The following is a 26496-nucleotide window of genomic DNA, read 5'->3' on the forward strand; positions in this document are numbered from 1 at the left end:
CCGCCGGTCGATGTGGGCGAGTGCTCCGCACCCAGCACATCGTCGCAATGGATTCGGCGGGTCCGGGGGCGTCCGCAAATTAGATGTTTCACCCAGTACGGCGGTGCCTGAGGCGCGTCAGAGACGGCGGCCGCGCCGGTTGCCTGGCTCGAGCCGCTGCTGGCGGAACAGCGCGACGGCCTCCAGCTGCGAGCTCACCTCGAGTTTCGTGAGGATGGAACGGATCTGCGTGCGGACCGTCGGCATGCTCACGACGAAGTGTTCCGCGATGCTCGCGGCGCGCCGACCCTCAGCGAGCATCTCCAGCACCTCCCGTTCGCGGGGGCTGAGCCGCGACAGCCGTCGTGCCAGCTCACGCTCGCGGGCGATGTAGCGGCGATGGCGCTCCAGCCAGGCCTGATGCTCCTGCTCGGTCATGACCGACTCCCCGCGCGCCGCGGCGCTCACCGTCGCGAGCAGCACGTCGAACGACCGCGACTTGGGGACCGAGCCGATCGCACCCGCGGCGATCGCCGCGGCGACCCCCGGCCGGTCGACGCTCCCGCTGACGATCAGCACCGTCCAGCCGTGTCTGCGCAGTCCCTCGACGAGATCGGCCCCGTTGACCCAGTTGCCCTCCGCGTCCTGCCCGAGGTCGAGGTCGAGCACCACCAGGCCGGTTCGCCCGGGTGTCGGCCCGTTCATGAAGTCCCGTACGCAGGCGACCGTGAGGGCCCGGGCGTCGAACCCCTCGGAGCGCAACGCCATCGTGAGCGAGGTGCTGAACAGTTCGTGGTCGTCGATGACCAGGACCGGGTAACCGAAGGCCGGGACCGTTGCGCCAGCCGAGCCGAGCGTTGCGGTCATGACGCGACGCGGCTGCCGACGGCCGCGGCGGCAGAGGACACCTCGGCAGCGGGAAGGTCCACGACGACCGTGCAGCCGGGGCACAGCGGGTCGGCCGGCCGGATCGAGATCGTGCCTCCCTGACCTGTCACCAGGCGACGGGAGATGTGCAGGCCGAGGCCGAGGCCGGTCGACTCGCCACGACGGTGCCCGGGTTCGAACACCGCCTCCTCCTTGCCGGGGGCAACCCCAGGGCCCCGGTCGGACACCTCGATGACGACGCGGACGCCGCGGTGCCGGGCGCGGATGTCCACCGGGCTGCCCGGGGCGTGTGCGGCGGCGTTGGCCAGCACGTTCGTGAGCACCTGGGTGAGCAGGCGCGAGGAGCCGAGGACGCGCAGGCCGGGGTCGGCCTCGAGGTGGATGTCCATCCCGGTCGAGCTGCGCAGCGCGACGAGGCCGTGCAGCACCGGAGTCACCGCGTACGCCTCCACCGGTGCCGGTCGGGGCCGGTCTGCGGGGGTCCGCAGCAGCTCGTCGAGCCGGCTGAGCTCCGAGGCGACGACGGTGCCCAGCAGCGCGGCCTGCGGGTCGTCGCGCACACCGAGCAGGTTCGTGGCTCCAGCCAGGCCGGCGAGCCCGTTGCGCAGCTCGTGGTCCCGCTCGGCGGCGCGCGCGAGCCGGATGTCCGCCAGGCGCAGCTGCTCCTCGTGGTCGGCCAGATGGGCGTCGAGCCGGCCGACCGCTTCGCGGGCGAGGTTGAGCGATGCCCAGAGCACGATGATCACTCCGGCCATCCGGATGGTCGAGAAGACCAGGCCGAGGTCACCGGGGGAGGCGATGTCACCGGCGTTGATCTGCCCGAAGTGGGCGAGTCCGATCACCGCGATCCCGGCACCGACCTGCGACAGGCGCGGGCTACGGTTCCGCGCCGCTTGCAGCGCGACGGCGACTGCCGCGATCGTCCAGGACGCGGCGACGGCGTAGCGGATGGGGAGATTCGTCGACAGCGCGTTGCCGGCGGCGGGGAACGCGGAGCCGAGGCCCGCGACGCCGATCGCGAGGCCCACCGCGCAGATCGCGGCGCCGACGGTCTGCCAGCGGTTGAGCGGGGCCGGGGCGACCAGCGCCGTCACGAGCAGCGCTACCACGAGGCAGTGCAGAAGGGAACGGACGGCGCCGACCATGGGCGCCGGTGCCGCGCCGAGGGCGCCGGCAGCGGCCGTGGGGATCACCACCAGGCTGTAGCAGCCGAGGGCGAGTGTGATCCAGGTGAGCCGATGGTCGTCGGTGAGCCGCGCCGCGATCACCGCGAGCATCGCGGCGGTCGTCCCGGCCGCCGCGGCGAACAGCGCCATGATGATCGTGATCTCGTCGGCGGGGAGGGCCTGCTCCAGGGGAATGCAGATGGCAGCCAGGAGCGCGAGCGCACCGAGCACGAGCACTGAGTCGAGCAATGCGACCGGCCGGCCCGCCCCCGAGACGGCTTCGGTGATCTTCGAACGCATGGTCAGTCCCCTGGTGGTGTACGTGCCGTCGACGTCCCCGTTCGTCGGCGGCCCACGCTCGCCGGTGCCGCTGTGCGCGGCAGCCTGTGCTGTCACCCTCTCCGCCGGAGACGGTTCGACATTGCAGAGCGTGACGTCCGTTAGCGCAATCGAGCTACGGCAATCAGGTGATGAAGTTGTAGGTCGTGACGCTGAGCTGAACTCGTCGTTTGTTACCTCGTGTTACAGGGGGACAATGTTTCATCCGATCAGGGCCGCAGGCTGGCGAAGCTCGGCTGGTCCACAGTATCTATGGGGCACGATCTGATCGTAGGCGATGTGACTGGCCGTTCAGGGCCGGATGCCGCGCCCCGACGTCTCGGTGGAGGAGGGCCAGCACCGCCCGTCGGTCTATGTGACACGGGTCAGCGGACCAGCCCGTCGAGCAGCAGCACCTCCGCCAGCACCCCCCGCCCGAACATCCCCAGGTGCAGGCTCTCGTCGATCCCGTGCCACCGGCTCGCCGGATCGCCCACCCCCGTCACGAGCACGGCCGCCCCCGGGAACGCCCGGGCGAACTCCGCGATGAACGGGATCGAGCCGCCGATGCCCGTCTCCACGACCTCGTTGCCGTAGGCCTGGGCGAACGTGCGCCGCGCCAGGTCGTAGACGTCGCCGACCGCCTTGAGCTCGTACGGTGCCGCCGCCGCTCCCGGCGTCACGGTGACGTGCGCACCCCACGGCACATGCGCCGTCAGGTGGGCGGCGAGCGCGTCCTGCGCGGCCGCCGGATCGTCGCCCGGAGCCAGGCGCATGCTCACCATCGCGCGCGCCCGCGGCAGCAGCACGTTCGACGCCTCCGCGACCGACGGTGCGTCGATCCCGAGCACGGCGACGGCGGGGCCCTGCCACGCGCGTTCCAGGATCGTGCCCTCGCCGAGCAGCTCCACGCCGTCGAGGAGGCCGACGTCGGACCGGAAGGTCGCGAGATCGGGGTCGGGGGCGTCTGCGTGGTGGTGCAGCCGGCCGGGGACGGCGACGCGGCCGTCGTCGTGGTGCAGGCTCGCGAGCGTGCGGCACAGGGCGGTGAGTGCGTCCCCGACCGGGCCGCCGTAGAGCCCGGAGTGCACCGGGCGCTCCAGCATCGCCACCTCGACCGTGCAGTCGACCAGCCCGCGCAGGCTCGTCGTCAGCGCCGGGACGTCCACCGCGGGGTTGGCCGAGTCCGCTATGACGATGACGTCGCAGGCCAGGGCGTCGCGATGCGCCGCCATCAGCTCGACCAGCGTCGGGGAGCCGGACTCCTCCTCGCCCTCGACGAACAGCACCACGTTCACCGGCGGGCGCCCGCCGAACGCGCGCAGCACGGCGAGATGGGTCATCACACCGGCCTTGTCGTCGGCGGCGCCGCGGCCGTACAGCCGCCCGTCGCGCTCGGTCGGCTCGAACGGCGGGCTCGTCCACAGCTCGTCCCCGCCGGTGGGCTGGACGTCGTGGTGGGCGTAGAGCAGGACCGTCGGCGCACCGGCGTCCGCGGCGGGCCAGTGCGCGATCACCGCCGGAGCGCCGTCCCCCGCGGCCACGACCTGCACGGTGGCTGCGCCGCCCGCGCGGGCCAGCGCTGCCACCGCCTCGGCGCTGCGACGGGTGTCGTCGCGGTGCGCCCGGTCGGCCCAAACGGACGGGATGCGCACGAGATCGCGCAGGTCGGCGAGGGCGCCGGGGAGTACCGCATCGACGGCCGCGGCGAGCGCTGCGGGAGGCGTGTCCCGGAGAGTGTCGGGAGCGGATGCGACGGCGGGTTCACGCTGGTCAGCCACCCGGCGACGTTACACCGCGTGCCGCGGCCCGCGAGTTGCGCGTTCTGCCGCCGCGAGTTGCGTGTTCTGCGGGGGCGAGTTGCGCGTTCTGCGGCGGCGAGTTGCGTGTTCTGCCGCCGCGAGTTGCGTCTTCCGCGGGGGCGAGTTGCGCGTTCCGTCGGTCCGTGATCGCCGTCCTGTCCGGCGGAGTCACCCCCCGTCCCCCGTCCGCCGCACCGCCACCGATCACTCACGACGCGATGACATCCCGGGGCCGTACGCTCGGCGCCATGTCCCGGTTTCTCGCGACGATGCTCGACACCGCCGCGCACTCCGACCGCGGGATGACCACCGGCGAGCCGACCACCCCGGTGCGCACTCCGTGGCCCGACGTGCACTCCCGAGCCCGGGGAATGGCCGGCGCGCTGCGGGCCGCGGGTGTCGCGCCCCGGGCGGCGGTCGGGATCCTCGCGGGCCAGCCCGCCCTCATCGCCCCGGCGGCGCAGGCCGTGTGGCTGTGCGGCGGCAGCGTCACGATGCTGCACCAGCCCACCGCGCGCACCGACCTCATGGCGTGGGCGGAGGACACGGTCGCGGTACTGCGCATGGTCGATGCCGGGCTGGTGCTGCTCGGTGCCCCGTTCGACGGCCTCGCCCCGGTGCTCACCGAGCGCGGCATCCCGTTCCGCGTCCTGCACGAGCTGGACGGTGAGCCCGTCGAGCCCGCCGTGGACGTCGCGGGCGAGGGCGACACCGCGCTGCTTCAGCTCACCAGCGGGTCCACCGCGAAGCCGAAGGCCGTCCGCATCACTCACGGCAACCTGCACGCCAACATCACCGCGATGACCGCCACCGCACAGCTGGACCCGGCCCGCGACGTCCTCGTCTCGTGGCTCCCGCTGTTTCACGACATGGGGATGGTCGGGTTCCTCACCACGCCGATGGTGTGCGGGCTGGAGCTGGTCACGGTCACGCCGATGGACTTCCTGTCGCGTCCCACCCTGTGGGCCGAGCTGATCTCGAAGTACCGGGGATCGGTGACGGCCGCCCCGAACTTCGCCTACTCGGTGCTCGCGCGCAGGCTCGCGCGCGCCGAGGCCGGATCGCTGGACCTGTCGAGCATGCGCTTTGCGCTCAACGGCGCCGAGCCGATCGACCCGGGCGTGGTCGAGGCGTTCGCCGAGGCCGGGGCGCGTTTCGGGCTGAGCCCGGACTGCGTCGTCGCGGCGTACGGGATGGCGGAGACGGCGCTGGGGGTGTCGTTCGCGCCGATCGACACCGGCCTGCAGGTCGACCAGGTCGACGCGCATGCGCTCGAGTCGCAGCGCCGCGCCCTGCCAGCGATGTACGGCCCGTCGCGTCGATTCCCGAAGCTCGGTCCGCCGCTGCCGGGCATCGAGGTGCGCGTCGTGGGCGAGGGCGGCCGGGTGCTCGGCGAGCGGGAGGTGGGGGTGCTGCAGCTGCGCGGGGAGTCCGTGACGCCCGGCTACCTGACCGTGCAGGGGCCGATCGCCACCCAGGACGCGCAGGGCTGGTTCGACACCGGCGACGAGGGCTATCTCGCCGAGGGCTCCGTCGTGGTGTGCGGCAGGCGCAAGGATGTGATCATCATGGCCGGGCGCAACATCTACCCGACCGACATCGAGCGCGCCGCCGCGGGCGCGGACGGCGTGCGGGCGGGCAACGCCGTCGCCGTCCGGCTGGACGCGGCGGACGGGCGGCACCGGGAGTCGTTCACGGTCGCCGTGGAGTCGCGGCAGGCGGGCACCGAGGACGAGCAGCGGATCCGTAGCGACGTGACGAGCCGGGTGGTGTCGGCGGTGGGCGTGCGGCCCGCCGAGGTCGTCGTGCTCACACCGGGGAGCCTGCCGAAGACGCCGTCGGGGAAGCTGCGCCGTGCGGCAACGGCGGCGTTGCTGCTGGCGCGGGGCTGACGGCCCTGCGGAATGCGCATCTCGGCCTGATGAGATGCGCAACTCGCGGCTACGGGATGCGCAACTCGCGGGCCCCCGGCGAGTTGCGGGTTCGGCCGGCGCGAGTTGCGGGTTCGGTCAGGGCGAGGTGCGGGTTCGGTCAGGGTGAGTTGCCCGATCGGTCAGCCCGAGAGGGCATGGAACCGGTTCTGTGCCGCCTCGAGCCCGTCGGCCAGCAGCGCCTCGGTCGCGTCCGCGGCCAGATCGATGCCGAGGTCGAGTTCCTTCGCCTCGACGGCGGAGAAGCGCCGGAGCACGTAGTCCGCCGGGTCCTGCCGGCCGGGGGGACGGCCGATGCCGAAGCGGACGCGCAGGTAGTCCCGGGTGCCGATCGAGCGGCTGATCGACCGTAGCCCGTTGTGCCCGCCCTCGCCGCCGCCGCGCTTGAGGCGGACGATGCCGAACCCGAGGTCGAGCTCGTCGTGCAGCACGACGAGCTCCTCCACCGGCACGGAGTAGTAGCGCAGCAACCCGGCGACGGGCCCGCCGGAGAGGTTCATGTACGTCCGCGGCTTCGCCAGGACGACCCGCCTGCCGGCGAGCCGGCCTTCGACGACGTCCGCGTTCGTCCTGTGCTTGGCGAAGCGGCCCGCACCGGCCCGCGCCGCGAGCAGCTCGACGACGCGGAAGCCGATGTTGTGGCGGGTGGCGGCGTAGTCCGGGCCCGGGTTGCCGAGCCCGACCACCAGGGCGGGGCCCGGCATCCGTCGGTCCTCCCGTCAGTCCGCGGAGTCCTCGGCGCCGACCTTCTCCGGGCTGGTGGGGGCGTCCTCGACCACGCCGGCACCTTCGGTGTCGATCTCGCCCTCGAGGTCCTCGGCGGTCGGCGCCGCGACCACGTTGACGACGAGCGCCTCGGCGTCCGAGCGGAGCGTGACGCCCTCGGGCAGGTCCACCCCACCGGCGAGGAACTGGGTGCCGACCTCGGCGCCCTCGACCGAGACCACGATGTGCTCGGGGATGCTCAGCACATCCGCCTCGACCTCGATGGTGTTGGCCTCCTGGGTGATGAAGGTGCCGGGGACCGCCTCGCCGGTGACGACGACGGAGACCTCGACCGTGACCTTCTCGCCACGCCGGATGACCAGCAGGTCCACGTGCTCGATGTAGGGCCGGATCGGGTGGCTGACGACCGTCTTGGTCAGCGCGAGCTGTGCCTTGCCCCCGATGTTCAGGGTGAGCACGGCGTTGCGGCCCTGCTCTCGGACCACGCGGGCGAACTCCAGCGACGGCAACGCCAGGTGCTGGGGATCGGTGCCGTGGCCGTACAGCACGGCGGGGATCTTGCCCGCGCGGCGGGTGCGGCGGGCGGCGCCCTTGCCGAACTCCGTACGGGTCTCTGCGTCGATGCGGACCTCGGCCACGTGCGTCACTCCTCGATCGAGTCTGGGCAGGACGCGACGAGGGGCCGGGCGGCCACGTCGATGACGGCGGACCTCACCTGGATGGGCCCGCCCTCGCCGCGGAACTGGCGACGACTTTACGTGAGTGGCCGAGCGTCGCGCCGGGCGGGGCCGCCCGTCCGACGGGATGCGGAACTCGCGGCGGCCGGATGCGGAACTCGCGGCGGCGGGATGCGGAACTCGCGGCGGCGGGATGCGCAACTCCGGCTGATGAAATGCGCAACTCGCGGGCGCGAGATGCGGAACTCGCGGTCAGGCGTTGCCGTCGAACAGCGACGTGACGGAGCCGTCGTCGAACACCTCGTGGATGGCCCGGGCGAGCAGCGCGGCGATGGGCAGCACCCGCATGGTCGGGAAGCGCTTCTCGTCGGGGATCGGCAACGTGTCGGTGAAGATCACCTCGCGGGCGCCGCACTCGGAGAGGCGCTGCGACGCCGGACCGGAGAGCACGCCGTGGGTGGCCGCGACGATCACGTCCGACGCCCCCGCGCGCAGCAGCACCTCGACGGCCTTGGCGACCGTTCCGCCGGTGTCGATCATGTCGTCGATGACGACGCAGAGCCTGCCCTCCACCTCGCCCACGACGCGGTTCGCGACCGCCTCGTTGGGACGGCGCGGATCGCGCGTCTTGTGGATGAACGCCAGCGGCGTGCCGCCGAGGGTGTCGGCCCAGCGCTCGGCCAGGCGCACCCGCCCCGAGTCCGGGGAGACGACGCACAGCTCGTGGTCCGCGTAGGTCTCGCGGATGTGCTCGGCGAGGACGGGCAGGGCGAACAGGTGGTCCACCGGCCCGTCGAAGAAGCCCTGGATCTGGGACGTGTGCAGGTCCACGGTCATGATGCGGTCCGCGCCCGCGGTCTTGAACAGGTCCGCGACGAGGCGGGCGGAGATGGGCTCGCGGCCGCGGTGCTTCTTGTCCTGGCGTGAGTAGCCCCAGAACGGCATCACCACGGTGATCCGCTTCGCCGACGCCCGTTTGAGCGCGTCCACCATGATCAGATGCTCCATGATGGCGTCGTTGATCGGGGCCGAGTGCGCCTGGATGACGAAAGCGTCGCAGCCGCGGACCGACTCCTCGAACCGGACGAAGATCTCGCCGTTGGCGAAGGAGTAGGTGGACTGCGGGGTGATCGTGACGTCGAGGTGCTTCGCGACCTCCTCGGCGAGCTCGGGGTGGGCCCGGCCGGAGAAGAGCATGAGGTTCTTCTTGGGCGTGGCCGACATGGCACTCACGGTGGTGCTCCGTCCGTACGGTCTGAATCTGACTTCGCCTCGTCCGTCCCGGTGTCCCGGCGTTCTCGGGCGGCGCGCGACGCCTCGGCGGCGGCCGTGCCCGGACGCCTGCGCTCCACCCAGCCCTCGATGGTGCGCTGCGGCCCTGCGGACACCGCGAGCGCCCCGGGCGGCACGTCCTCGCGCAGGACGGTGCCCGCGCCGACGTAGGCGCCGTCGCCCACCCGCACGGGTGCGACGAACATCGTGTCCGACCCGGAACGGACGTGGGAGCCGATCTCGGTGCGGTGCTTGCGGACGCCGTCGTAGTTGACGAAGACCGACGACGCGCCGATGTTGGACTGCTCACCGATGGTGGCGTCCCCGACGTAGGTGAGGTGGGGGACCTTGCTGCCGGGCCCGATCTCGGAGTTCTTCACCTCGACGAACGTGCCGATCTTGCCGCGCTCGCCCAGGCGCGCGCCGGGCCGCAGGTAGGCGTACGGCCCGACGGTGGCGCCCGGGCCGATCTCCGCGTCGCTGCCGTGGGTGCGCACGACCGTGGCGCCCGTCCCGATGGTGACGCCGGTGAGCGTGGTGTCCGGGCCGACGGCGGCACCGGTGGCGACGGAGGTGTTGCCGTGCAGCTGGACCCCCGGGTGCAGGACGACGTCCGGTTCGATCACGACGTCCACGTCCAGCCAGGTGGTGGCGGGGTCGACGACCGTCACCCCGGCGAGCATCCAGCGCCGCACGATCCGCCGGTTGAGCTCGGCCCGGACCTCGGCGAGCTGCACCCGGTCGTTGACCCCCTGCGCCTGCCACGCGTCGGCGCAGTGCACGGCGATCGCGCAGCCGGCCATCGCCACCAGGTCGGTGAGGTAGAACTCGCCCTGGCTGTTCGCGGTGTCGAGACGGTCCAGCGCGGCGGTGAGGTAGGCGCCGTCGAAGACGTACACCCCGGAGTTGACCTCGCACACGGCTTGCTGCTCCGGCGTGGCGTCCGCCTGCTCGACGATCCCGGTGACCGTCCCGCCCGGAGAGCCGTCCGCGCTGCGCAGGATCCGCCCGTAGCCGGTGGGGTCCTCGGCGGTGAAGGTGAGGACGGCGACGTCGGCGCCCGCGGCGTGCTGCGCGGCGAGCAGCGTGCGCAGGGTGTCCGGTTCCAGCAGCGGCACGTCGCCGTAGCTCACCAGGACGGGGCCGTCGGGGGTGGCGGGCAGGGCGTCCAGGCCGCAGCGCACGGCGTGGCCGGTGCCGAGCTGCTTGTCCTGGACGGCGGCGAGCACGGGGCGCTCCAGCCGGTCGGCGAGCGCGGCCACCTCGGCGGCGACCAGCTCGCGCCCGTGCCCGATCACCGCGACGAGCTGCTCCGGGCCGGTGGCGGCGGCCGCGTGGACCGCGTGGCCGAGGAGGGTGCGGCCGGCGATGGTGTGCAGCACCTTCGGTGTCGCCGAGCGCATCCGGGTGCCCTCGCCTGCGGCGAGGACGACGGCCGCCGCCAGGTTGTCGGCCGTTGCCGGGACGGGTTCCCGCCCGAGGCGGTCGGGCATGGACTCTCGCTCCCTGGTTCGCGGCGCCACGGCGCCCGTGCGGCTCGACGCGTGCCGGGCCCGCGCGGGCGGACCGACGATCGCGCGTCGGGGGGACGACGGCGATCGTACGTCCTCGCTGTACGTCTGCCGAGCGGCCCCGGTTCCACCCCGTTGTGATGATTTCCGGGTGCGGTCCGTGATCGGGTGACGCGAGGGTCTCCACCGGTTCGGGGCAGTAACCATTAGTAGTCGCGTGTCGTTGGCCCGAGCGTCTCCCACGAACCGACCCGTCGAAGGGTTTCGATGCGCCACCAGAGCAGGCCCGCCCGTCCCCGGACGCGTGCCGTGATCGTCGCCGTCCTGATCCTTCTCGGCGTCCTCGGCTCGGTCGGGGTGGCGCAGGCCGCGGGCGGTGGTGACGGCAAGGGCGGCGGCAAGGACGGCGGCACGGTCTGCGCGGACGGCCGCCGCGACACCAACCCCGCCGACGGCGTCTGCGCCCGCGACGGCGGGCCGAAGAAGGACGACGGGGCGAAGAAGGGTGGCGACAAGAAGGGCGGGGACAAGAACGGCGACAAGAAGGACGGCGACAAGAAGGACGGCGACAAGGGTGGCGAGAAGGGCAAGTCCGCTCCGCCCCGGGACCCGAACCTCGTCGCCGGCACCCCGTGCACGAAGGCGGCCGAGGCCTGTGCCGACCTCAACGCCAAGAAGGCCTGGCTGATCAGGGACGGCAAGGTGACGCGCGGGCCGGTGCCGCTGGCCTCCGGTGGTCCGGGTTACGAGACGCCGCGCGGCGACTTCAAGGTCCAGTGGAAGAACAAGGACCACCGCAGCGCCGAGTTCGACAACGCCCCGATGCCGTGGGCGGTGTTCTTCACCGACACCGGCGTCGCCTTCCACCAGGGCGACCTGAGGTCCAACTCGCACGGCTGCATCCGGCTGGGTGCCCAGGACGCGGAGGCCTTCTTCAACGCCCTGAACACCGGCGACGACGTCCAGGTCCGCTGATCCGGTACCGTCACCGTCCGCCGCTCACCGGTCGGAGGTCCCGCTCGTCGCGGCCGTTCGACCGATCAACGCAGCATTGCCGTACCTGGGATACTCCTGCGTGTGGGCCGGGTTGAACGGTCGCACGAGGTATGTAGGTCGGCACCACGGAACGGGGGTTCACAATGAGGTGCACGGGCAATGGGCGGCCTGAGCCGCCGCCACCGCCACCGCCGCCGGGTCGCTGAAGGGTCGCGCAAAGCGACGATCGTCAGAGGGGTGGTGCCCGTTCCCGGGGCCACCCCTCAGGCGTGTCCGGGCCCGGTGAGCGGGTGCCCGCAGCCGCCCCGTCTCACGATCACTGCGTCACCGTTGCATCATCGATCGTGGTCCGAGGACTGCGCCACATGCCCTGACCTGCTGCTCCGCCGCCAGGATTCGAACCTGGACCATCGGAACCAAAATCCGAGGTGCTGCCGTTACACCACGGCGGACAGGCCCCCATCCTGGCACGCCCCTCATGTGCGGCTCCGCGCAGCGCGGCGTTCGTCCAGGGTTGCGGCAGTCGTGGTGTTCGGTCGGCAATGGGTCGGCTACTCTCGGCACCCGAAGCGGTCACGCCCCGCATCGAGGCCGTCACCCGACCCCGAGGAGACTCGTGTCCGCAGGTGCTCACGCCGCGCCGGATCCCATCCTTCCCGTGCCGATCCGGGCGCCGGCGCGCAGCGCCCCGCTCCCGATCACGGACGGCCGGCGCACGTCGGTGCAGCACTTCCTGATCTACGTCTTCGTCGCGGTGCCGATGATCGCGCTGGTCGCGACGGTTCCGCTGGTGTGGGGCTGGGGCGTGAACTGGCACGACCTCGCGCTGCTCGCGGTCTTCCACACGGTCGGCGTCCTGGGGATCACCGTCGGCTTCCACCGTTACTTCACCCACAAGTCGTTCAAGGCCAAGCAGTGGCTGCGGGTGGCGATGGCGATCACGGGGTCGCTCGCGGTGCAGGGCAACGTCCTGAACTGGGTGGCCGACCATCGCCGCCATCACGCGTTCTCCGACCGGGAGGGCGACCCGCACTCGCCGTGGTTGTTCGGGACGTCGCCGCTGGCGGTGGCGAAGGGATTCCTGCACGCGCACATGGGCTGGTTCTTCGACCGTGCCGAGACCAACCACCGCCGGTTCATCCCGGACCTGCTGGCCGACCGTGCCGTGCGGGGCGTGGCGCGCACGTTCGGGCTGTGGGTGACGGTGAGCCTGCTGCTGCCGGCGATCATCGGCGGTCTCGTGACGATGTCCTGGTGGGGAGCGGTCAGCGGGTTCTTCTGGGGCGGCCTCGTGCGGCTCGCGGTCTCGAACCACGTGACCTGGTCGATCAACTCCATCTGTCACATGGTGGGGGCGCGGCCGTTCCGCTCGCGGGACCGCTCGCGCAACTTCTGGCCCCTCGCGCTGGTGTCGATGGGGGAGTCCTGGCACAACCTGCACCACGCCGATCCGACCTGCGCGCGCCACGGCGTGCTGCCGGGGCAGATCGACGTGTCCGCGCGGGTCATCTGGATCTTCGAGCGGCTGGGTTGGGCCTACGACGTGCGCTGGCCCACGCCCCAGCGGCTCGCGAAGCTGGCAGTAGACGTCTGACGCTCGGTTATCTGCCGCTAGGCTTGTTCACTCCTTCGGGCTTATCGCCCCGCCGCCTCGCCCGATCGTGCACACTGTCCGTCGTGCTCGCTGTGATGTCGCTCGGGCCGGGGCGCCGGTGCTGAGCCTGCTACCCGAGCGCCTGGACCGGCTGCTGCTGGTCGGTGCGCACACCGTGGACATCGCCGCGGGCGCTGGCGGCGCCCTTCTCGAGCTCTGCCGCGCCCACCCCGCGGTCGCCGTGCAGGCGCTCGTCGTCACCGGTGGCGGCTCGCTGCGCGAGGAGGAGGAGCGCTCCGCGCTCACCGCGTTCTGCCCGGGCGCGCGCCTGGAGGTCTCGGTCCTGGACCTGCCCGACGGTCGCCTGCCGTCCCGCTGGGAACGGGCGAAGGTGGCGCTGGAGGAGCTGCGCACCCGGGGCGACCCCGATCTCGTCCTGCTGCCGTCTACGCGTGGCGGTCTGCAGGATCACCAGGCGCTCGCCGCGCTCGTCCCGACGGTGTTCCGCGACCACCTGCTGCTCGGCTATGAGATCGTCACCGGCGACGGCGACCTGGGCAGGCCCGCACTGCACCTGCCCATGTCGGAGCCGGTGCTGCGGGAGAAGATCGCGAAGCTGCACGAGCACTACGGCTCGCAGCGCGACCGCAGCTGGTTCGACGGCGAGGTGTTCGGCGGGCTCGCGCGGCTGCGCGGCCTGCAGTGCCACGCCCGCTACGCCGAGGCCTTCCACGTGGGGACGTTCGTGCTCGGGGTGGCGCCGCTGCCGGGGCTCGACCCGGACTGAGCGGCTACTGGCGAGGGTCGATCGCCAGGTCCAGCACGTCGGTCGGGAACGCCCCGCGGTCGACGAACGTGCTGTCGCGCAACGCCACCGCCAGCAGCCGGTACTCGCCACCCATCGCGACCGCCGCGTACGCGTCGTCGTCGCGGTCGTCGTCGAGATCGCCCCGGGAGTAGACGTCCAGGCCGCCGTCGCCGGTGAGGGCGGTCAGCGTGCCAGGGCCCCCGATGCCGCGGATCGTGCCCTTCTCCTGCGGGTGCAGGACGGCGAGGCGGTCGTCGCGGGTGTCGATGACGCCGGGGGTCGTCCCCGTCGCGGGGTCGGTGTCGTTGTTGATGTAGGCCAGCCCGACGACGCCGGTGGCGGGGGCGGAGGTGAGGGCGAACGTGCCCGCGCGGTGCAGCGGCGAGTCCGCGACCGTCGGACCTTCCGGTGCGGCGCCGTCGCCGAACGCCTGGGCGAGGTTCTGCCCGCTGTCGCTCACGATGCGCAGCCCGTCGGCCACGGGGTCGACGTCGAGACCGAAGGAGCTCCCGTCCAGCGCGACGGAGAGCTCCCCGACCTTCGTCGCGTCCGCCGTGCGGTCGTCGACGAGGTAGATCCCGCCCGCGTCGCCCACGCCGTAGAGATCGCCGGTGGCGGGGCGGAAGTCGATCCCGATGAGGAACTCGTCGCCGTCGAGGCCCGCGAACGGACCGAGGACGCGGGCGCGCTCCGGCCCGTCCGTGCGGAACGCGACGAGCTCGGTGCCTCCGCCCGCGAGGCCGACGGCCCGCAGGCCGTCCGGGTCGTGCGCGGACGCGGCGGGCGCCACCGCCACGGCGGCCGCGGCGAGGGTGGTGACGACGGCGGCGAGCCGGAGCGTCCGGATCACGGGGTGCCCTCCTCGGCGGGTTCGGCGGCCGGGACGACCGCGAGGTCGACGACGTCGATGTCGAAGCGGCCGATCCGGCTCGCGGTGCCGTCGGCGAGGTCGACCGCGAGCAGCAGCGGCATCCCCGGGCGCCGGACGACGGCGAACGCGCTGTCGCGTGTCCCGTCCGGGGTGGTGGCGGTGTGGATGTCGAGGCCGGCGCTGCCCACGAGGTCGCCCAGCTCACCGGGCTCGCCGAGGCCGGTGACGTCGCCCGACGGGCCGACCGCCACCAGCCGGTCCGCGATGGTGTCCACGCCGAACACGTGCGCGGAGCCCGTGTACGCCACCCCTGAGATCCCCTCGCGATCCAGCGGCGCGTCCTCGACCGTGGTGAGTGCGGGGACGTCGGAGGTGCCGGTGAACGGGTGACGCAGGTTCTGCCCGGTGTCGCTGACGATGCGCAGCGCGTTGGCGGCGGGGTCGACGTCGACGCCGAAGAACCGGCCGTCGAGGGGGACGGTGAGGCAGCCGATCCTCGTGAGCGCGGCGGTGCCCGCGTCCACGCGGTAGATGCCGCCACCGTCGCCGACGCCGACGAGTGCCCCCGTGCGCGGGTGGTGGTCGATACCGACCAGCAGCGTGTCGCCGAGGCCGTAGCCCTTGATCAGGCCGATCGGCGCGGTGTCGCCGGGCTCGTCCGTCGTGAGGGCGACGAGGCTGTGGCCGCGTTCGGAGAGGGCGACCGCGGCGAGCCCGGGAGCCGAGGCGAGCGCAGCGGGTGCCGTGGCCACGACGACCGCCGCTGCGGCGACGGCCGTGCCCACGGACCGGCCGACGGACGTGCGGAGCCTCATGCGTGTCTCCCCTTGCGGGCGGGGACTCGAGGCCCGCCCACAAGGGGAAACGGACGGCGGGTGACCGGGGTACGAGGCGCCCCGTCACCCGATCGGGCAGAGGGTCAGCGGCGGATCGTCAGGTCGATGACGTGGCGGAAGGACTCCGCCCCGTCGCCGGTGGGGTTGAAGGTGCCGACCTTGGTGACCGTCCCGCGCGCGGGGTCGACCCGGAACAGCGTGTGGTAGTGGTTCAGGTTCACGGTGGCGAACACCGACGAGCCCTGGACGTCCAGGCCGTTGCTGGAGGTCGAGATCGTCCCGAACGCCCCCGCCGGCCCGACCGGCGTCACCTTGCCGCTGGCGCCGTCGATCGACACGACCTGGCTGCGGCCGGTGTCGATGGCCAGGGCTTGCCCGGACCCGGTGTAGGCGAGCGCCGCGATCGGGGTGCGGCCGAGGTTGCCCTCTTTGACCGTGTTGCCGGACGGGCCGTTGGCCCCGAACGGCTGGCGGAGGTTCTGGCCCTTGTCGGTGACGATCCGCAGGAAGTCGCCCGCGGCGCTGAAGTCGATGTCCCAGTACGAGCCCTGGATGGCCGTCGTGAGCCTGCCGACCTCGGTGGCCTTGGCCGTCTTCGGGTCGAGCGTGTAGATGCGCCCGCGGGTGCTCACGCCGTAGAGGCGGTGGTCCTTGGGCCGGAAGTCGATGCCGATGAGCCGGTCGCCGTCGAGGCCCGCCACCGAACCGATCAGCTTGACCTTGGTGGGATCGGCGGTGTTGAAGGAGGCGAGCTGGGCGCCTCGTTCCGCGAGCCCGACGGCCTCGACGCCACTCGCGGCGAGAGCCGACGGCGCCGCGACGACCGCGGCCGCAGCCGCGGTGCAGAGCGCCATCGCGAGCCCGGCACCCCAACGGATGACCTTCATTTCAGTGTCCCTTTACTGCCGTATTACCCCAGGTCAGGGGCCTTCCGACAGGGAAGACGAGCGACCGCGGCAAGGGTTGCGTGATCCACTGGATCACGAACCGAACGGACGCGCCGGTGACGCAGCGTCACCGGCGTCGGGTCATTCGGGGTCGATGCGCAGCACCTGATCGTCCGAGCTGTTCGACGTCGTCACGAGCAGGGAGCCGTCGGGCGCCGAACGCACCGCCCGCAGCCGCCCGTACGTCGCGTCGAGCTCCGCCGGCACGCCCACCGACGCCACTGCGCCGTCCGGGCCGAGGGTCATCAGCAGCAGCTTCTCGCCGCGCAGCGCCGCCACCGCCAGCACGCCGTCGAGCGTGCCCCACTGCGGCCCGGACAGGAACGCCGCGCCCGCCACGGCCTCCACCGGGCGTCCCGAGCTCCACACCGCGGGGACGGCGTCGGGGAAGCGCTCCCGGTCCGTCATCGGGACGGACTCGTCGTAGCCGCCGACCGTGCCGCCCTGTGACGGGTCCCAGCCGTAGTTGCCGCCGGGGCGCAGCCGGTTCACCTCGTCGTCGGTCGACGGCCCGTGCTCGGCCGTGTAGACCTCGCCCGTTCCCGGCCGCAGGGCCACGCCCTGCACGTTGCGGTGCCCGTAGGTGTAGACGAGCCGCTGCGCCGGGTTCGCGGCGTCCGCGAACGGGTTGCCGGGCGCGGGATCGCCGTCGAGGGTCAGGCGCAGCGTCTTGCCGCCGAGCGAGGTCAGGTCCTGCGACAGCGCGCCGCGCGCGCTGTCGCCGGTGCCCACCACGAGCAGCCCGTCCGCGTCGATCGTGGGGCGGCAGCCGGAGTGGCGGCCCGACGCCGCGATCGGCAGGCCCCCCACCAGCGGGTCCGCCACCCGCCGGGCCGTGGTGCCGTCCAGCTGCCAGGTGACGAGCCGCACGTCCGTGGGGCGGCCCGCCTCCGCGTGGGTCTGGCAGGTGGTGAAGCGCCCACTCGTGGCGAAGTCGGGATGCACGGCGAGGCCCATGAGGCCGCCCTCGCCGCGCGCGTAGACGTCGTCGAGATCGGCCTGCACGGGCGTGACCGTCGCGCCCGGCCGGGTCGAGGACAGCAGTGAGATCCGCCCGGGCCGCTCGGTCATGAGCACTCGCCCGTCCGGGAGGAACCCGATGTCCCACGGGTTCTCGAACCCGGCGGCGACCGGCGTGACCCGCAGCCCCGGGGTGTCCGTTCGCGGCACTGGCGTGGCCGCCGGGCCCGATCCGGTGCCGGTGGCGGGCTCGGGAGCCGCGCATCCGGCGAGGGCGACGAGTGCGGAGGCGGTGGCGGCGGCGATGCAGCGCGCGAGCGGCATGCGGCCATCCTTCCGCCGACGAGGTCAACGCGCCGTGTGCCGATACCGTCTGCCCCTGTGCCCGCGTACCTCCGATACCCGCACCTGCGCGGCGAGGACCTGGTCTTCGTCGCCGAGAACGACGTCTGGACCGCACCGGTCTGCGGCGGCCGGGCCTACCGGCTCACCGCCGACGACGTGCCCGCCGCGACCCCCAGGCTCGCACCCGACGGCGCGCGCGTGGCCTGGACGTCGTGGCGCACCGGAGTCCCCGAGGTGCACGTCGCGCCGCTGGACGGGGGCAGTGCGACCCGACTGACCTGGTGGAACACGCTGAACACCCGGTGCGCGGGCTGGACGGCGGACGGTGCGGTGCTGGCCGTGAGCAGCACGGGCGAGCCGACGCGCCGCACGTGGGCCCACGCCCTGCCGGCGGGTGGTGGTGTACCGCGGCGGCTGCCGTACGGGCCGGTGTCGGCCGTCGCGCTCGGCCCCGGCGCGGAGGTTCTCACGGCCAGCGCGGGCTCGCACGACATGGCCCGCTGGAAGCGCTACCGCGGCGGCCTGGCCGGCAAGCTCTGGTGGGACGCCACGGGGTCGGGGGAGTTCGTCCGCTTCGCCGCCGATCTCGACGGGCAGATCGACTCGCCGATGCTCGTGGGGGTGGGTGGGGCGCTGCGGATCGCGTTCGTCTCCGACCACGAGGGCTGGGGCAACCTCTACTCGCTCGCCCCCGACGGCACGGACCTGCGCCGTCACAGTGACCACGGCGCGCCCGGCAACCCCGCCTTCTACGTGCGCCACGCCACGACCGACGGCGAGCGGGTCGTCTACGAGTCCGCGGGTGAGCTGTGGATCGTCCACGCGCTGGACGCCGACGCCCGGCCCCGCCGGCTCGACGTGCGGCTGTCCGGACCCCGCACCCGTCGCGACCCGCACCGCGTGTCCGCCGCGGCGTGGCTGCGCTCCGCCGTGCCGGACCGCACCGGCCGGGCGAGCCTCGCCCTGGTCCGCGGCACCGTCCATCGCCTCACCCACCGCGACGGGCCGGCCCGCACGCTCTTCGCCGAGCCCGGCGCACGCGCGCGGCTCGCCGTGCCGCTCGGCGAGGACCGCGCGATCTGGATCGACGACCTCGACGGCGAGGACGCGATCTGCATCGCCCCCCTCGACGACCGTGCCGAAGGCGCCCCGGCCCGGCGGCGCATCGGCGCGGGGCAGATCGGACGGGTGCAGGAGCTCGCCGTCGCCCCGGACGCGTCGCGGGTCGCGCTCACCGTGCACGACGGGCGCCTGCTGCTGCTGGACGTGGCGGCCGGGACGCTGCGCGAGCTGGCGCGCGGCGCGGACGGGGAGATCTCCGGGCTCGACTGGTCGCCGGACGGGGCCTGGCTCGCCTACTGCGACCCGGTCGAGCCGGGGATCTCGCGGATCATGATCGTGCGCCCCGGGGCTGACGGGGCCGACGGGGCCGAAGGGGCCGAAGGGGCCGACGGGGCTGACGGGGCCGCTGACGAGCGCGTCGCCGTCACCGAGCCACGGTTCGTGGACCGCTCCCCGGTGTTCTCCCGCGACGGGCGCTACCTCGCGTTCCTCTCGCGGCGCAGCTTCGACCCGATCCACGACGAGCACTCCCAGGACCTCACGTTCCCGGCGTCGTGGCGCCCGTTCCTCGTGCCGCTCGCGGCCCGCACGCCCTCACCGTTCGGGGCGGGCCCGGACGGGCGGCCGACCTCCGCGTCCGACGAGACCCCGCAGGACCCGCCCGCGCCGTCCGTCGAGCCCGACGGCAGGCCCGCGGACGGGGAAGGGGCCGAGCCCGAGGAGCCGGCGGGGGAGCGGTCCGGGGACGAGTCCGGTGCGAAGTCCGGGGACGAGCCCGAGGTCGTCGTCGACGCCGAGGGGCTCGCGGCGCGGATCGTGCCGATCCCGGTCGCCGAGGGCCGCTACTCCGGGATGGCGTCGGCGAAGGACTGCCTGCTGTGGTTCTCCAGCCCCGTCGCGGGGATGCTCGGCGACGGCCGCGTCGAGGGTGAGCGCCCCGAGCGGCCGGTGCTGCTGCGCTACGACCTGGTCCGCCGCAAGCTCGACGTCGTCGCCGACTCCGCGGACGCCTATGACGTGTCGGGTGACGGCACCCGGCTGGTCGTGCGCGACGGGCGCGCCCTGCGGGTGCTGCGCACGGACCGCTCGGGGTCGAGCGCGCCCACCGACAGCGCGGACGGACCCGGCGACGAGTTCGAGATCGACACGTCGCGGATCGGGGTCACCGTCGACCCCGGCGCGGAGTGGCACCAGATGTTCGACGAGGCCGGGCGCCTGATGCGCGACCACTTCTGGGTCGAGGACATGGCGGGCGTGGACTGGGCGGCCGAGCTCGCCCGCTACCGGCCGCTCGTGGACGCCGTGGGCAGCGTCGACGACCTCGTCGACCTGCTCTGGGAGGTGCAGGGCGAGCTGGGCGCCTCGCACGCCTACGTCGCGGGCGGGGACACGCGCGGGGACTCGAGCGGGCGGCCCGGCCTGCTCGGCGCCGATCTCGAACCCGCCGGGGACGGCTGGCGCGTCGCGCGCGTGCTCCCTCCCGAGACCTCGGCGCCCGCGGCGCGCAGCCCGCTGTCCGAGCCCGGGGTGGATGTGCGGGCGGGTGACGTGATCCTCGAGGTCGGTGGCCGTCCGGTGGATCCTGCGCTGGGGCCCGCGCCGCTGCTCGCCGGCACCGCGAACCGGACGGTCGAGCTCACCGTGCGTGCCGCCTCGGGTGAGGTGCGCCGGGTCGCGGTCACGCCGCTGGCAGGCGAGGGGGAGCTGCGCTACCAGGACTGGGTGGCCGGGCGGCGTGCGCTGGTGGCGGAGCGCTCGGAAGGCAGGTTGGGCTACCTGCACGTCCCCGACATGGACGCCGACGGCTGGGCCCAGCTGCACCGCGACCTCAGCCGCGAGACGGCCCGCGACGGCCTCGTGGTGGACGTGCGTGCCAACCGGGGCGGCTACATCTCGCCGATCGTGCTGGAGAAGCTGGCCCGCCGCGTCATCGGCTGGGACTGGGTGCGCCACCGCCTGCCGCAGGCCTACCCGGCCGACGCCCCGCGCGGGCCGGTCGTCGCCGTCACCGACGAGCTCGCCGCGTCCGACGGCGACATCGTCACCGCGGCGTTCAAGCGGATGGGGATCGGCCCGGTGGTGGGAGTGCGCACCTGGGGCGGGGTGATCGGCATCGACAGCCGGTACCGGCTGGTGGACGGCACGCGGGTCACGCAGCCGCGGTACTCCTTCTGGTTCGACGACCTCCGGTGGGACGTGGAGAACCGGGGCGCCGAGCCGGACGTCGAGGTGGTGATGACGCCGCAGGACTGGGTGTCGGGCCGCGATCCGCAGCTGGAGCGGGCCGTCGACCTGGCGCTCGAGCTGCTGGAGCAGCGTCCCGCGGTGCGTCCGCCGGACCCTGCGACGCGCCCGTCGCGGGTGCGGCCGGAGCTGCCGGCGCGGCCATCTACTTGAACTCTCAACTATCTGAGCCGTATGCTGGGTCGGCCACCGAATCGAGGGATCGTCATGACCGACCAGCCCACCGTCGCCGCCGTGCGGCTCAACCACGCCGTCCTGTTCGTCACCGATGTCGATCGCGCCGTCGACTTCTACACCGGTGTGTTCGACATGACCGTGATCGTCCGCGAGCCGCGCGCGAACGCCGCCTTCCTGCGCCTGCGCCGCGGCGGGAACCACCACGACCTGGGCCTGTTCGGCCTCGGGCCGGCCGCCCGCAAGCATCGCGGCGTCGGGCTCTACCACCTCGCGTGGCAGGTCGACACCATCGACGAGCTGGCGACGGCCCAGGTCGCGCTCGCGGAGGCGGGCGCGCTGACCGGCGCGTCCGGCCACGGAGCCACGAAGAGCCTCTACGGAGCCGATCCGGACGGCAACGAGTTCGAGATCATGTGGATGCTGCCGCGCGAGGCCTGGGGCGAGCACGAGCACTCCGCGGTCGTCGAACGCCTGGACCTCGCGGGCGAGCTGCGCCGCTGGTCCGGCGTGCGGACCGCGGGCCGGATCACCGCCGACACCGCTGTTCTCGCGGACACCGCCACCGCCGACACGGACACCGCCACCGCCGCCACGGACACCGACACCGCCGACACGGACACCGCCACCGACTCGCCCGCCGCGACCCCCGCCTGACCCGCGAGTTGCGCGTCTCGCCAGTGCGAGTTGCGCGTTCCGCCGCTGCGAGTTGCGCATCCGGCCGCCGCGAGTTGCGCGTTCCGCCGGTGCGAGTTGCGCGATCCGCCGGCCGGCGGGCCGGCCCGTCAGCCGACGGGATTCGCCTGCGCGCGGCTCGGGCGCCGCAGGTGGAACCACAGGACGAACACCGCGACGGCGGCCAGGTGCACGCCGACGACGCCGGTCAGGAACCCGCCGCGGTCCAGCGTCGGCCCCGTGGCCGGCTGGAGCACCACGTGCACCAGCGCGAAGGCGCCGAGCCCCGCGAGGAGCGCCCAGCGGGAGCGTGACCAGTCCAGCACCGCCGCGCCGTCGAGGAACCGCACCGGGACCATCGCGAAGGCGAGGTGGACCACCGCGGTGACGGTGACGGCGGTCAGCCCCGAGGCGAGGAACTGTCCGGCGAAACCCTCGCCGGCGGGCCCGAGCAGCGGGTCGCGCAGCATCCACGCGACGGTCCCGACGGTCGCGAGGCTCGCCGCCGCGAGCGCCTTCGCCCGGCCGTCGCGGAACCCACCGTACGCGCGCAGGGAGATGTAGTCCGCCGCCCCCGCCGACGTCGCGACCGCGGCGAACGCGCCCGCGACGAGGCCGGCGTGCAGTCCGACGAAGCGCGTCGCGACGACGGTCGCGAGCCCCAGCAGCAGGAACCCCGGCACGCGGCCGAGCTGACCGCGCTGCGGCCCCGAACGACCGAGCAGGATCTGGCGCGTCACGTCGGCCATGGCCGTGACCAGCAGGAACGCAGCAGCCAGGCCGAGTGCGAGCGCGATCGAGGAGGCGTCGAGGCCGAGCAGGGGTGCCCCTACCGCGTACGCGGCGATCGTCACGCCGGTCGTCACGAGCGCCCCCGAGGGCCCCGTGAGGCGGATCCGCCCGGACAGGCGCCGCGCGATCCGCTCGGCGTGCGCGTCCGCGGTGCGGTTGACGAGCCGGGCGGGCAGCACGAGCAGCGTGAGCAGGACGAGCGCCATCATCGCGCTGCGCAGCACGGACGCGGGGTCGGTGCGGACCTCGTCCGGCGCGGGCACCGCGGCGGTGGCCTCCAGGGCCGCCCGGCCGGTCCACGAGCCGGACAGCGGGACGACGGCGGCCTCGTCCGGACCCCGGGTGGTGTCCGCCGGGACCGGGGCGTCGGAGCCTGCCGCCGTTGCGATGGGCGGCACTCCCGGCGCGACCCCGTCCGGGCCGGTGGGCGCGGCCGGGTCGGCACCTGCCGCGACGGCGGGGGCAGGCGGACCGGGGAGCGCGACTGGCACCTCCGTCAGCGGCGCGACGGGAGCCACGGGGACCGCGGGGAGGGGCGTGGTGGCGCCGAGGCTGCCCAGGGCACCGAGCACCTCCGGGACGACGGGCAGCCCGTCGACGGCTTCAGCGGTGTCCGCCGGGGAACCGTCCGCAGGGGAACCGGCGGCCGAGCCCCGGTCGGCGGTGCCCGGCCCGGCGGGGAGAGCGTCCGCCCCGCCCGCGGTGCCCGGCCCGGCGGGGAGAGCGCCGGCCGCGCCGTCGGGCCCACCCCGGAGAGCGCCCGACCCCGCGCCCGAGCCGGCCGCATCCGAGCCGGCGGTTCCGGCGCCACGCGGATCGCCTCCGGCGGAACCGGCCGCACGGGAGCCGCCGATCGGGCCCGAGCCCGGCGCGGAGCCTGACTCCTCCCGCGAGGTGCCCTCGGGACCGGTCGGCACCTGCCCGGGCAGCAGCGCTGGCAGGAGCGCGCCCGTGTCGACGGGCACGCCGGGCAGCACCGGCCGCCCGACGGGGGTCGTGCCGGGCCCGAACGAGACGTCGTCGAGCGCGACGTCGGCCGGGGTACCCGCGCAGGGCCCGTCGCCGAGACGCAGCGGGGCGGAGTTGTCGAGGTCGACGCGGCCGTCCGAGCGGTCGCTCGCCGCCACGCCGTCCACCTGCACCGACAGCGTCGAGCCGGAGCGGATCAGGCTGATCTCGTGCCAGCGGCCGTCGTGCACGTCGGCGGGGTGCGTGACGGCCACGTCCGCGCCCGCGGCATCGCCCAGCACGGCGTGCACCCGGCCGTCGCGGGTGGTGACGTCCAGGCCGGTGCTGCACTCGGCGGACTTGGCGAGCACCTGCTCGCGGGATGCGCCGCCGCCGAAGCGCGCGGAGAAGCGCACCGTGAAGTCCCGGGTGCCGAAGTTCGCCGCCGCGGGACCGGAGGCGGCGAGGTGGCCGCCGTCACCGAGGTCGAAGGCGCGGTCGCCCGGCGCCCCGCTCTGCCCCGATGTCCAGGCCGCGCCGCCCGACCAGGTCAGACGGCTGTTGCCGTAGGCGTCGACGGTGTCGTCGGCGGAGAAGTAGCTCCGCATGTCCCCCGTGCCCTCTGCGGCCACCGCCGGGGAGGCGGTTCCGATCGCCAGCCCGGCAGGCGCGATCGCCCCGACGAGGGCGCTGACGACGATCCGTCGTGTCCAGCGACTCCGCACCTTCTCGATCCCCCTGCTCAGCTCCGGGGCCCGCCGGGCCACCGCTCCCGCTCGTTCAGAGGCCCCAACGAAGCCTCGTCCACACGGTTGCGCGTCGCTCATTCGAATGGCCTAACCGCTGGGCGACGGACGAGTATCACGGCCAGTGGGTGTTGATCACACTCCGCGCAGGGACGGGGGTCCCCCGACGCGGTGGTTCCGGCTGTGGTCCGGGTCGGCGGCTACCGTGGGTGGCATGTGCCGCAACATCCGCACCCTCCACAACTTCGAGCCCCCCGCCACGGTCGACGAGGTGCACGGTGCGGCCCTGCAGTACGTCCGCAAGATCAGCGGTGCGGCCCGCCCGTCGCAGGTCAACGCGGCCGCCTTCGAGAAGGCGGTCGCAGCGGTCGCCGCCGCCACGCGGACGCTGCTGGACGAGCTCGTCACCTCCGCGCCCCCGCGGGACCGCGAGATCGAGGCGGCGAAGGCCCGCGAGCGGGCCGCCCTGCGCTACGCCCGCTGAGCGGGCCGGACCACCCGGGCGGCCCAACGGGCGCGGTGCGCCGAGCGGCGCGGGCGGCCCGCCCACGGCGCACGGCGGGCGGTGAAGCGGTCCCGGCGCCCCAGCGGGCCGCCAGGGTCGGTCAGGCCTCGGTCGCGGGCACGGCGTCGGGCGCAGGCGCGGCGACGACGGGCTCGGCCGGCAGCGGAGCGGGCCGGGCCAGCGCCACCGCCACGAACGCAAGGAGCGAGCACACCGGGGCGATGAAGGTCGGCCACCCGTCGAACCCGGGCCCCACGAGGTCGTTCGGGACGTAGAGCAGGGTGTTCTCGACTCCGTACATCGTCGGCGTCAGTGCGAACAGCACCAGCCGCACCGTGACGCCGACCGCGATCGACGCCGCGGCGGCGGCGGTCGTGATCCGCGACCAGTAGTGCCCCAGCACGAACGGGACGATCAGCCCGGCGAGCATGAGGTCGAACGCCAGCGTGAGCAGGATGCCCGTCTGCGGCACCACCAAGGCGAAGAAGATCGCCACCCCGACGACCGGCAGCATCGTGATCCGGACGATCCGCAGCAGCGGGTCCGCCACGGTCGTGTCCTGCGGCCGCGGCTCGACGCCGGCGATGTTGCGGACCGCTACCGAGGCCGTGCCGAGGATCGCGCCGTTGGCCGTCGAGCAGGACGCGGCGACGATCGCGGAGAGCACGAGGATCGTGAGCAGCGGCGGCGCGTACTCGTCGAGCAGGGCGAACAGCACCGGGCCGTCGGTGGGCTCGCCGCCGAAGATCGCGACGCTGGACAGCGCCACCAGCGCGTACGGGATGCCGACGAGCGCGGTGCCGGCAGCGCCGATGAAGCACGCGCGCCGCGCGATCTCGGGCGTGCGGGCGGAGAAGATGCGCTGCATGAAGTCGATGGCGACGATGTCGCCGATCCCGAGCGCGACGAGCGTCGCCCAGTTGACGACGGCCCCCTGCGCCGGGTCGCCGAGCTGCCCGAGGTCGAACGGGCCCATCCCCTCGGGCACGGTGATCCCGAACCTGACGGCCACCCAGACCAGCAGCGCCGCCGAGCCGATCACGGTGATCACCATCTGGATGAAGGCGGTGTAGGCGTCGCTGAACATGCCGCCGGTGAGGGTGTAGCTCAGCACCGCGATGACGATCAGGACGACGCCCAGCCAGTACGGGGTGCCGAGGAAGCGCTCGAACAGGAACCCGCCCGCCACGAGGTTGCCCGCGAGCAGCAGCGAGAAGCTGAAGATCATCAGGACCGAGGCGGCCAGCTCGACGCCGCGCCCGTACTTGATGCGGTAGAAGTCGGGCAGGCTGAGCAGCTTCATCGCGTTCATCCGCTTGGCGAAGAAGATGCCGGTGAGCAGCAGGCACAGTCCCAGCCCCAGGGGCAGCGAGGCGCCCGCCCAGAAGCCGAGCGAGTACGTGAGGTCGGTGTTGCCGAGGGTGGCGTTGGAGTCGACGGCCTGGCCCATGAGCCCGGCCGCGACGAGGGGCACCGCGAGCGAGCGGCCCGCGACGAGGAAGTTGGTGCTGTCGCCGTCCACCTTGCGGGCGACGGCCAGCCCGACCGCGATGACGGCGAGGACGCCGACCGCGACTCCGATGATGATCATGGCAGCTCTCCGGGTGAGGTGGCTGCCGACGCCGCGCTGCGCCGGCGGGTGGGAACTCAGGAGGACGTGCGCGGCAGGTGGCCCGAGCGGACCAGGCAGCCGAGGGTGTCGCAGATGACGCGCGTGGCGAGG

At 73.7% G+C, this 26496-nt stretch carries 20 protein-coding genes and 1 tRNA gene; 7 read left to right on the plus strand and 14 right to left on the minus strand.

What is annotated here, in order from left to right:
* Window positions 1–117: 117 nt before the first annotated feature.
* From AB7J25_RS04980 to AB7J25_RS04990, 3 genes are all read right to left on the minus strand, one after another.
* On the minus strand, window positions 118–846 hold the full coding sequence (locus tag AB7J25_RS04980) for a LuxR C-terminal-related transcriptional regulator (RefSeq protein ID WP_428505490.1): 729 nt from the start codon (window positions 844–846) through the stop codon (window positions 118–120).
* Window positions 843–2429, minus strand: coding sequence for an ATP-binding protein (locus AB7J25_RS04985; RefSeq protein ID WP_428505492.1), 1587 nt, complete (start codon window positions 2427–2429; stop codon window positions 843–845). The genes AB7J25_RS04980 and AB7J25_RS04985 overlap by 4 nt, the downstream gene beginning before the upstream one ends.
* A gap of 308 nt (window positions 2430–2737) precedes the next feature.
* Window positions 2738–4132: a M20/M25/M40 family metallo-hydrolase gene (locus AB7J25_RS04990; protein WP_428505495.1), complete on the minus strand. Its 1395-nt coding sequence runs from the start codon at window positions 4130–4132 to the stop codon at window positions 2738–2740.
* 269 nt (window positions 4133–4401) lie between these two features.
* Here AB7J25_RS04990 and AB7J25_RS04995 point away from each other — a divergent pair, with 269 nt between their 5' ends.
* Window positions 4402–6045 (plus strand): fatty acyl-AMP ligase, encoded by a 1644-nt coding sequence (locus AB7J25_RS04995; RefSeq protein WP_428505497.1) that lies wholly within the window; start codon window positions 4402–4404, stop codon window positions 6043–6045.
* A 161-nt stretch (window positions 6046–6206) separates the two neighbouring features.
* Here the strand turns inward: AB7J25_RS04995 and pth are convergent, their stop codons facing one another.
* From pth to glmU, 4 genes are all read right to left on the minus strand, one after another.
* Window positions 6207–6788, minus strand: a complete 582-nt coding sequence (gene pth, locus AB7J25_RS05000; RefSeq protein ID WP_428505499.1) for an aminoacyl-tRNA hydrolase — start codon at window positions 6786–6788, stop codon at window positions 6207–6209.
* Window positions 6789–6803: 15 nt separating this feature from the next.
* On the minus strand, window positions 6804–7448 hold the full coding sequence (locus tag AB7J25_RS05005; RefSeq protein ID WP_428505501.1) for a 50S ribosomal protein L25/general stress protein Ctc: 645 nt from the start codon (window positions 7446–7448) through the stop codon (window positions 6804–6806).
* A 291-nt stretch (window positions 7449–7739) separates the two neighbouring features.
* Entirely contained in the window at window positions 7740–8720 is a 981-nt protein-coding gene (locus tag AB7J25_RS05010; RefSeq protein ID WP_428505503.1) for a ribose-phosphate diphosphokinase, read from the minus strand.
* The gene (gene glmU / locus AB7J25_RS05015; protein WP_428505505.1) at window positions 8717–10252 is read right to left on the minus strand and encodes a bifunctional UDP-N-acetylglucosamine diphosphorylase/glucosamine-1-phosphate N-acetyltransferase GlmU; all 1536 of its coding nucleotides are present in this window, start codon (window positions 10250–10252) and stop codon (window positions 8717–8719) included. Before glmU ends, AB7J25_RS05010 begins: the two co-directional genes overlap by 4 nt.
* Before the next feature lie 327 nt (window positions 10253–10579).
* Here glmU and AB7J25_RS05020 point away from each other — a divergent pair, with 327 nt between their 5' ends.
* Entirely contained in the window at window positions 10580–11245 is a 666-nt protein-coding gene (locus tag AB7J25_RS05020) for a L,D-transpeptidase (RefSeq protein WP_428505507.1), read from the plus strand.
* Between the two features lie 402 nt (window positions 11246–11647).
* Here AB7J25_RS05020 and AB7J25_RS05025 read toward each other — a convergent pair.
* Window positions 11648–11718, minus strand: a tRNA-Gln gene (locus AB7J25_RS05025).
* Window positions 11719–11963: 245 nt separating this feature from the next.
* Between AB7J25_RS05025 and AB7J25_RS05030 the strand changes: the two genes are divergently transcribed.
* Entirely contained in the window at window positions 11964–12860 is an 897-nt protein-coding gene (locus tag AB7J25_RS05030) for an acyl-CoA desaturase (RefSeq protein WP_428505539.1), read from the plus strand.
* A gap of 118 nt (window positions 12861–12978) precedes the next feature.
* Window positions 12979–13647, plus strand: coding sequence for a PIG-L deacetylase family protein (locus tag AB7J25_RS05035; RefSeq protein ID WP_428505509.1), 669 nt, complete (start codon window positions 12979–12981; stop codon window positions 13645–13647).
* A 4-nt stretch (window positions 13648–13651) separates the two neighbouring features.
* Here AB7J25_RS05035 and AB7J25_RS05040 read toward each other — a convergent pair whose 3' ends face one another.
* From AB7J25_RS05040 to AB7J25_RS05055, 4 genes are all read right to left on the minus strand, one after another.
* Window positions 13652–14518, minus strand: a complete 867-nt coding sequence (locus AB7J25_RS05040) for a DUF4394 domain-containing protein (RefSeq protein ID WP_428505511.1) — start codon at window positions 14516–14518, stop codon at window positions 13652–13654.
* Window positions 14515–15354, minus strand: a complete 840-nt coding sequence (locus tag AB7J25_RS05045; RefSeq protein ID WP_428505513.1) for a DUF4394 domain-containing protein — start codon at window positions 15352–15354, stop codon at window positions 14515–14517. Before AB7J25_RS05045 ends, AB7J25_RS05040 begins: the two co-directional genes overlap by 4 nt.
* Window positions 15355–15458: 104 nt before the next feature.
* Window positions 15459–16262, minus strand: a complete 804-nt coding sequence (locus AB7J25_RS05050) for a DUF4394 domain-containing protein (protein ID WP_428505515.1) — start codon at window positions 16260–16262, stop codon at window positions 15459–15461.
* A 141-nt stretch (window positions 16263–16403) separates the two neighbouring features.
* Window positions 16404–17606 carry a PQQ-dependent sugar dehydrogenase gene (locus tag AB7J25_RS05055; protein WP_428505517.1) on the minus strand — a complete coding sequence of 401 codons (1203 nt, stop codon included), beginning with the start codon at window positions 17604–17606 and terminating at the stop codon, window positions 16404–16406.
* A gap of 57 nt (window positions 17607–17663) precedes the next feature.
* Here AB7J25_RS05055 and AB7J25_RS05060 point away from each other — a divergent pair, with 57 nt between their 5' ends.
* Together AB7J25_RS05060 and AB7J25_RS05065 are read left to right on the plus strand one after the other, a co-directional pair.
* On the plus strand, window positions 17664–21086 hold the full coding sequence (locus tag AB7J25_RS05060; protein WP_428505519.1) for a S41 family peptidase: 3423 nt from the start codon (window positions 17664–17666) through the stop codon (window positions 21084–21086).
* Window positions 21087–21140: 54 nt separating this feature from the next.
* Complete coding sequence (locus AB7J25_RS05065) at window positions 21141–21764, plus strand: VOC family protein (protein WP_428505521.1); 624 nt, start codon at window positions 21141–21143, stop codon at window positions 21762–21764.
* A gap of 128 nt (window positions 21765–21892) precedes the next feature.
* Here AB7J25_RS05065 and AB7J25_RS05070 read toward each other — a convergent pair whose 3' ends face one another.
* Window positions 21893–24289, minus strand: a complete 2397-nt coding sequence (locus tag AB7J25_RS05070; RefSeq protein WP_428505523.1) for a LamG-like jellyroll fold domain-containing protein — start codon at window positions 24287–24289, stop codon at window positions 21893–21895.
* Window positions 24290–24482: 193 nt separating this feature from the next.
* Between AB7J25_RS05070 and AB7J25_RS05075 the strand changes: the two genes are divergently transcribed.
* The gene (locus tag AB7J25_RS05075) at window positions 24483–24752 is read left to right on the plus strand and encodes a DUF2277 domain-containing protein (protein ID WP_428505525.1); all 270 of its coding nucleotides are present in this window, start codon (window positions 24483–24485) and stop codon (window positions 24750–24752) included.
* A 121-nt stretch (window positions 24753–24873) separates the two neighbouring features.
* Here AB7J25_RS05075 and AB7J25_RS05080 read toward each other — a convergent pair whose 3' ends face one another.
* Entirely contained in the window at window positions 24874–26364 is a 1491-nt protein-coding gene (locus tag AB7J25_RS05080; RefSeq protein ID WP_428505527.1) for a sodium:solute symporter family protein, read from the minus strand.
* Window positions 26365–26496: the final 132 nt, after the last annotated feature.

Origin of the sequence: Pseudonocardia sp., assembly GCF_050246655.1 — a bacterium.
Lineage (GTDB): Bacteria > Actinomycetota > Actinomycetes > Mycobacteriales > Pseudonocardiaceae > Pseudonocardia.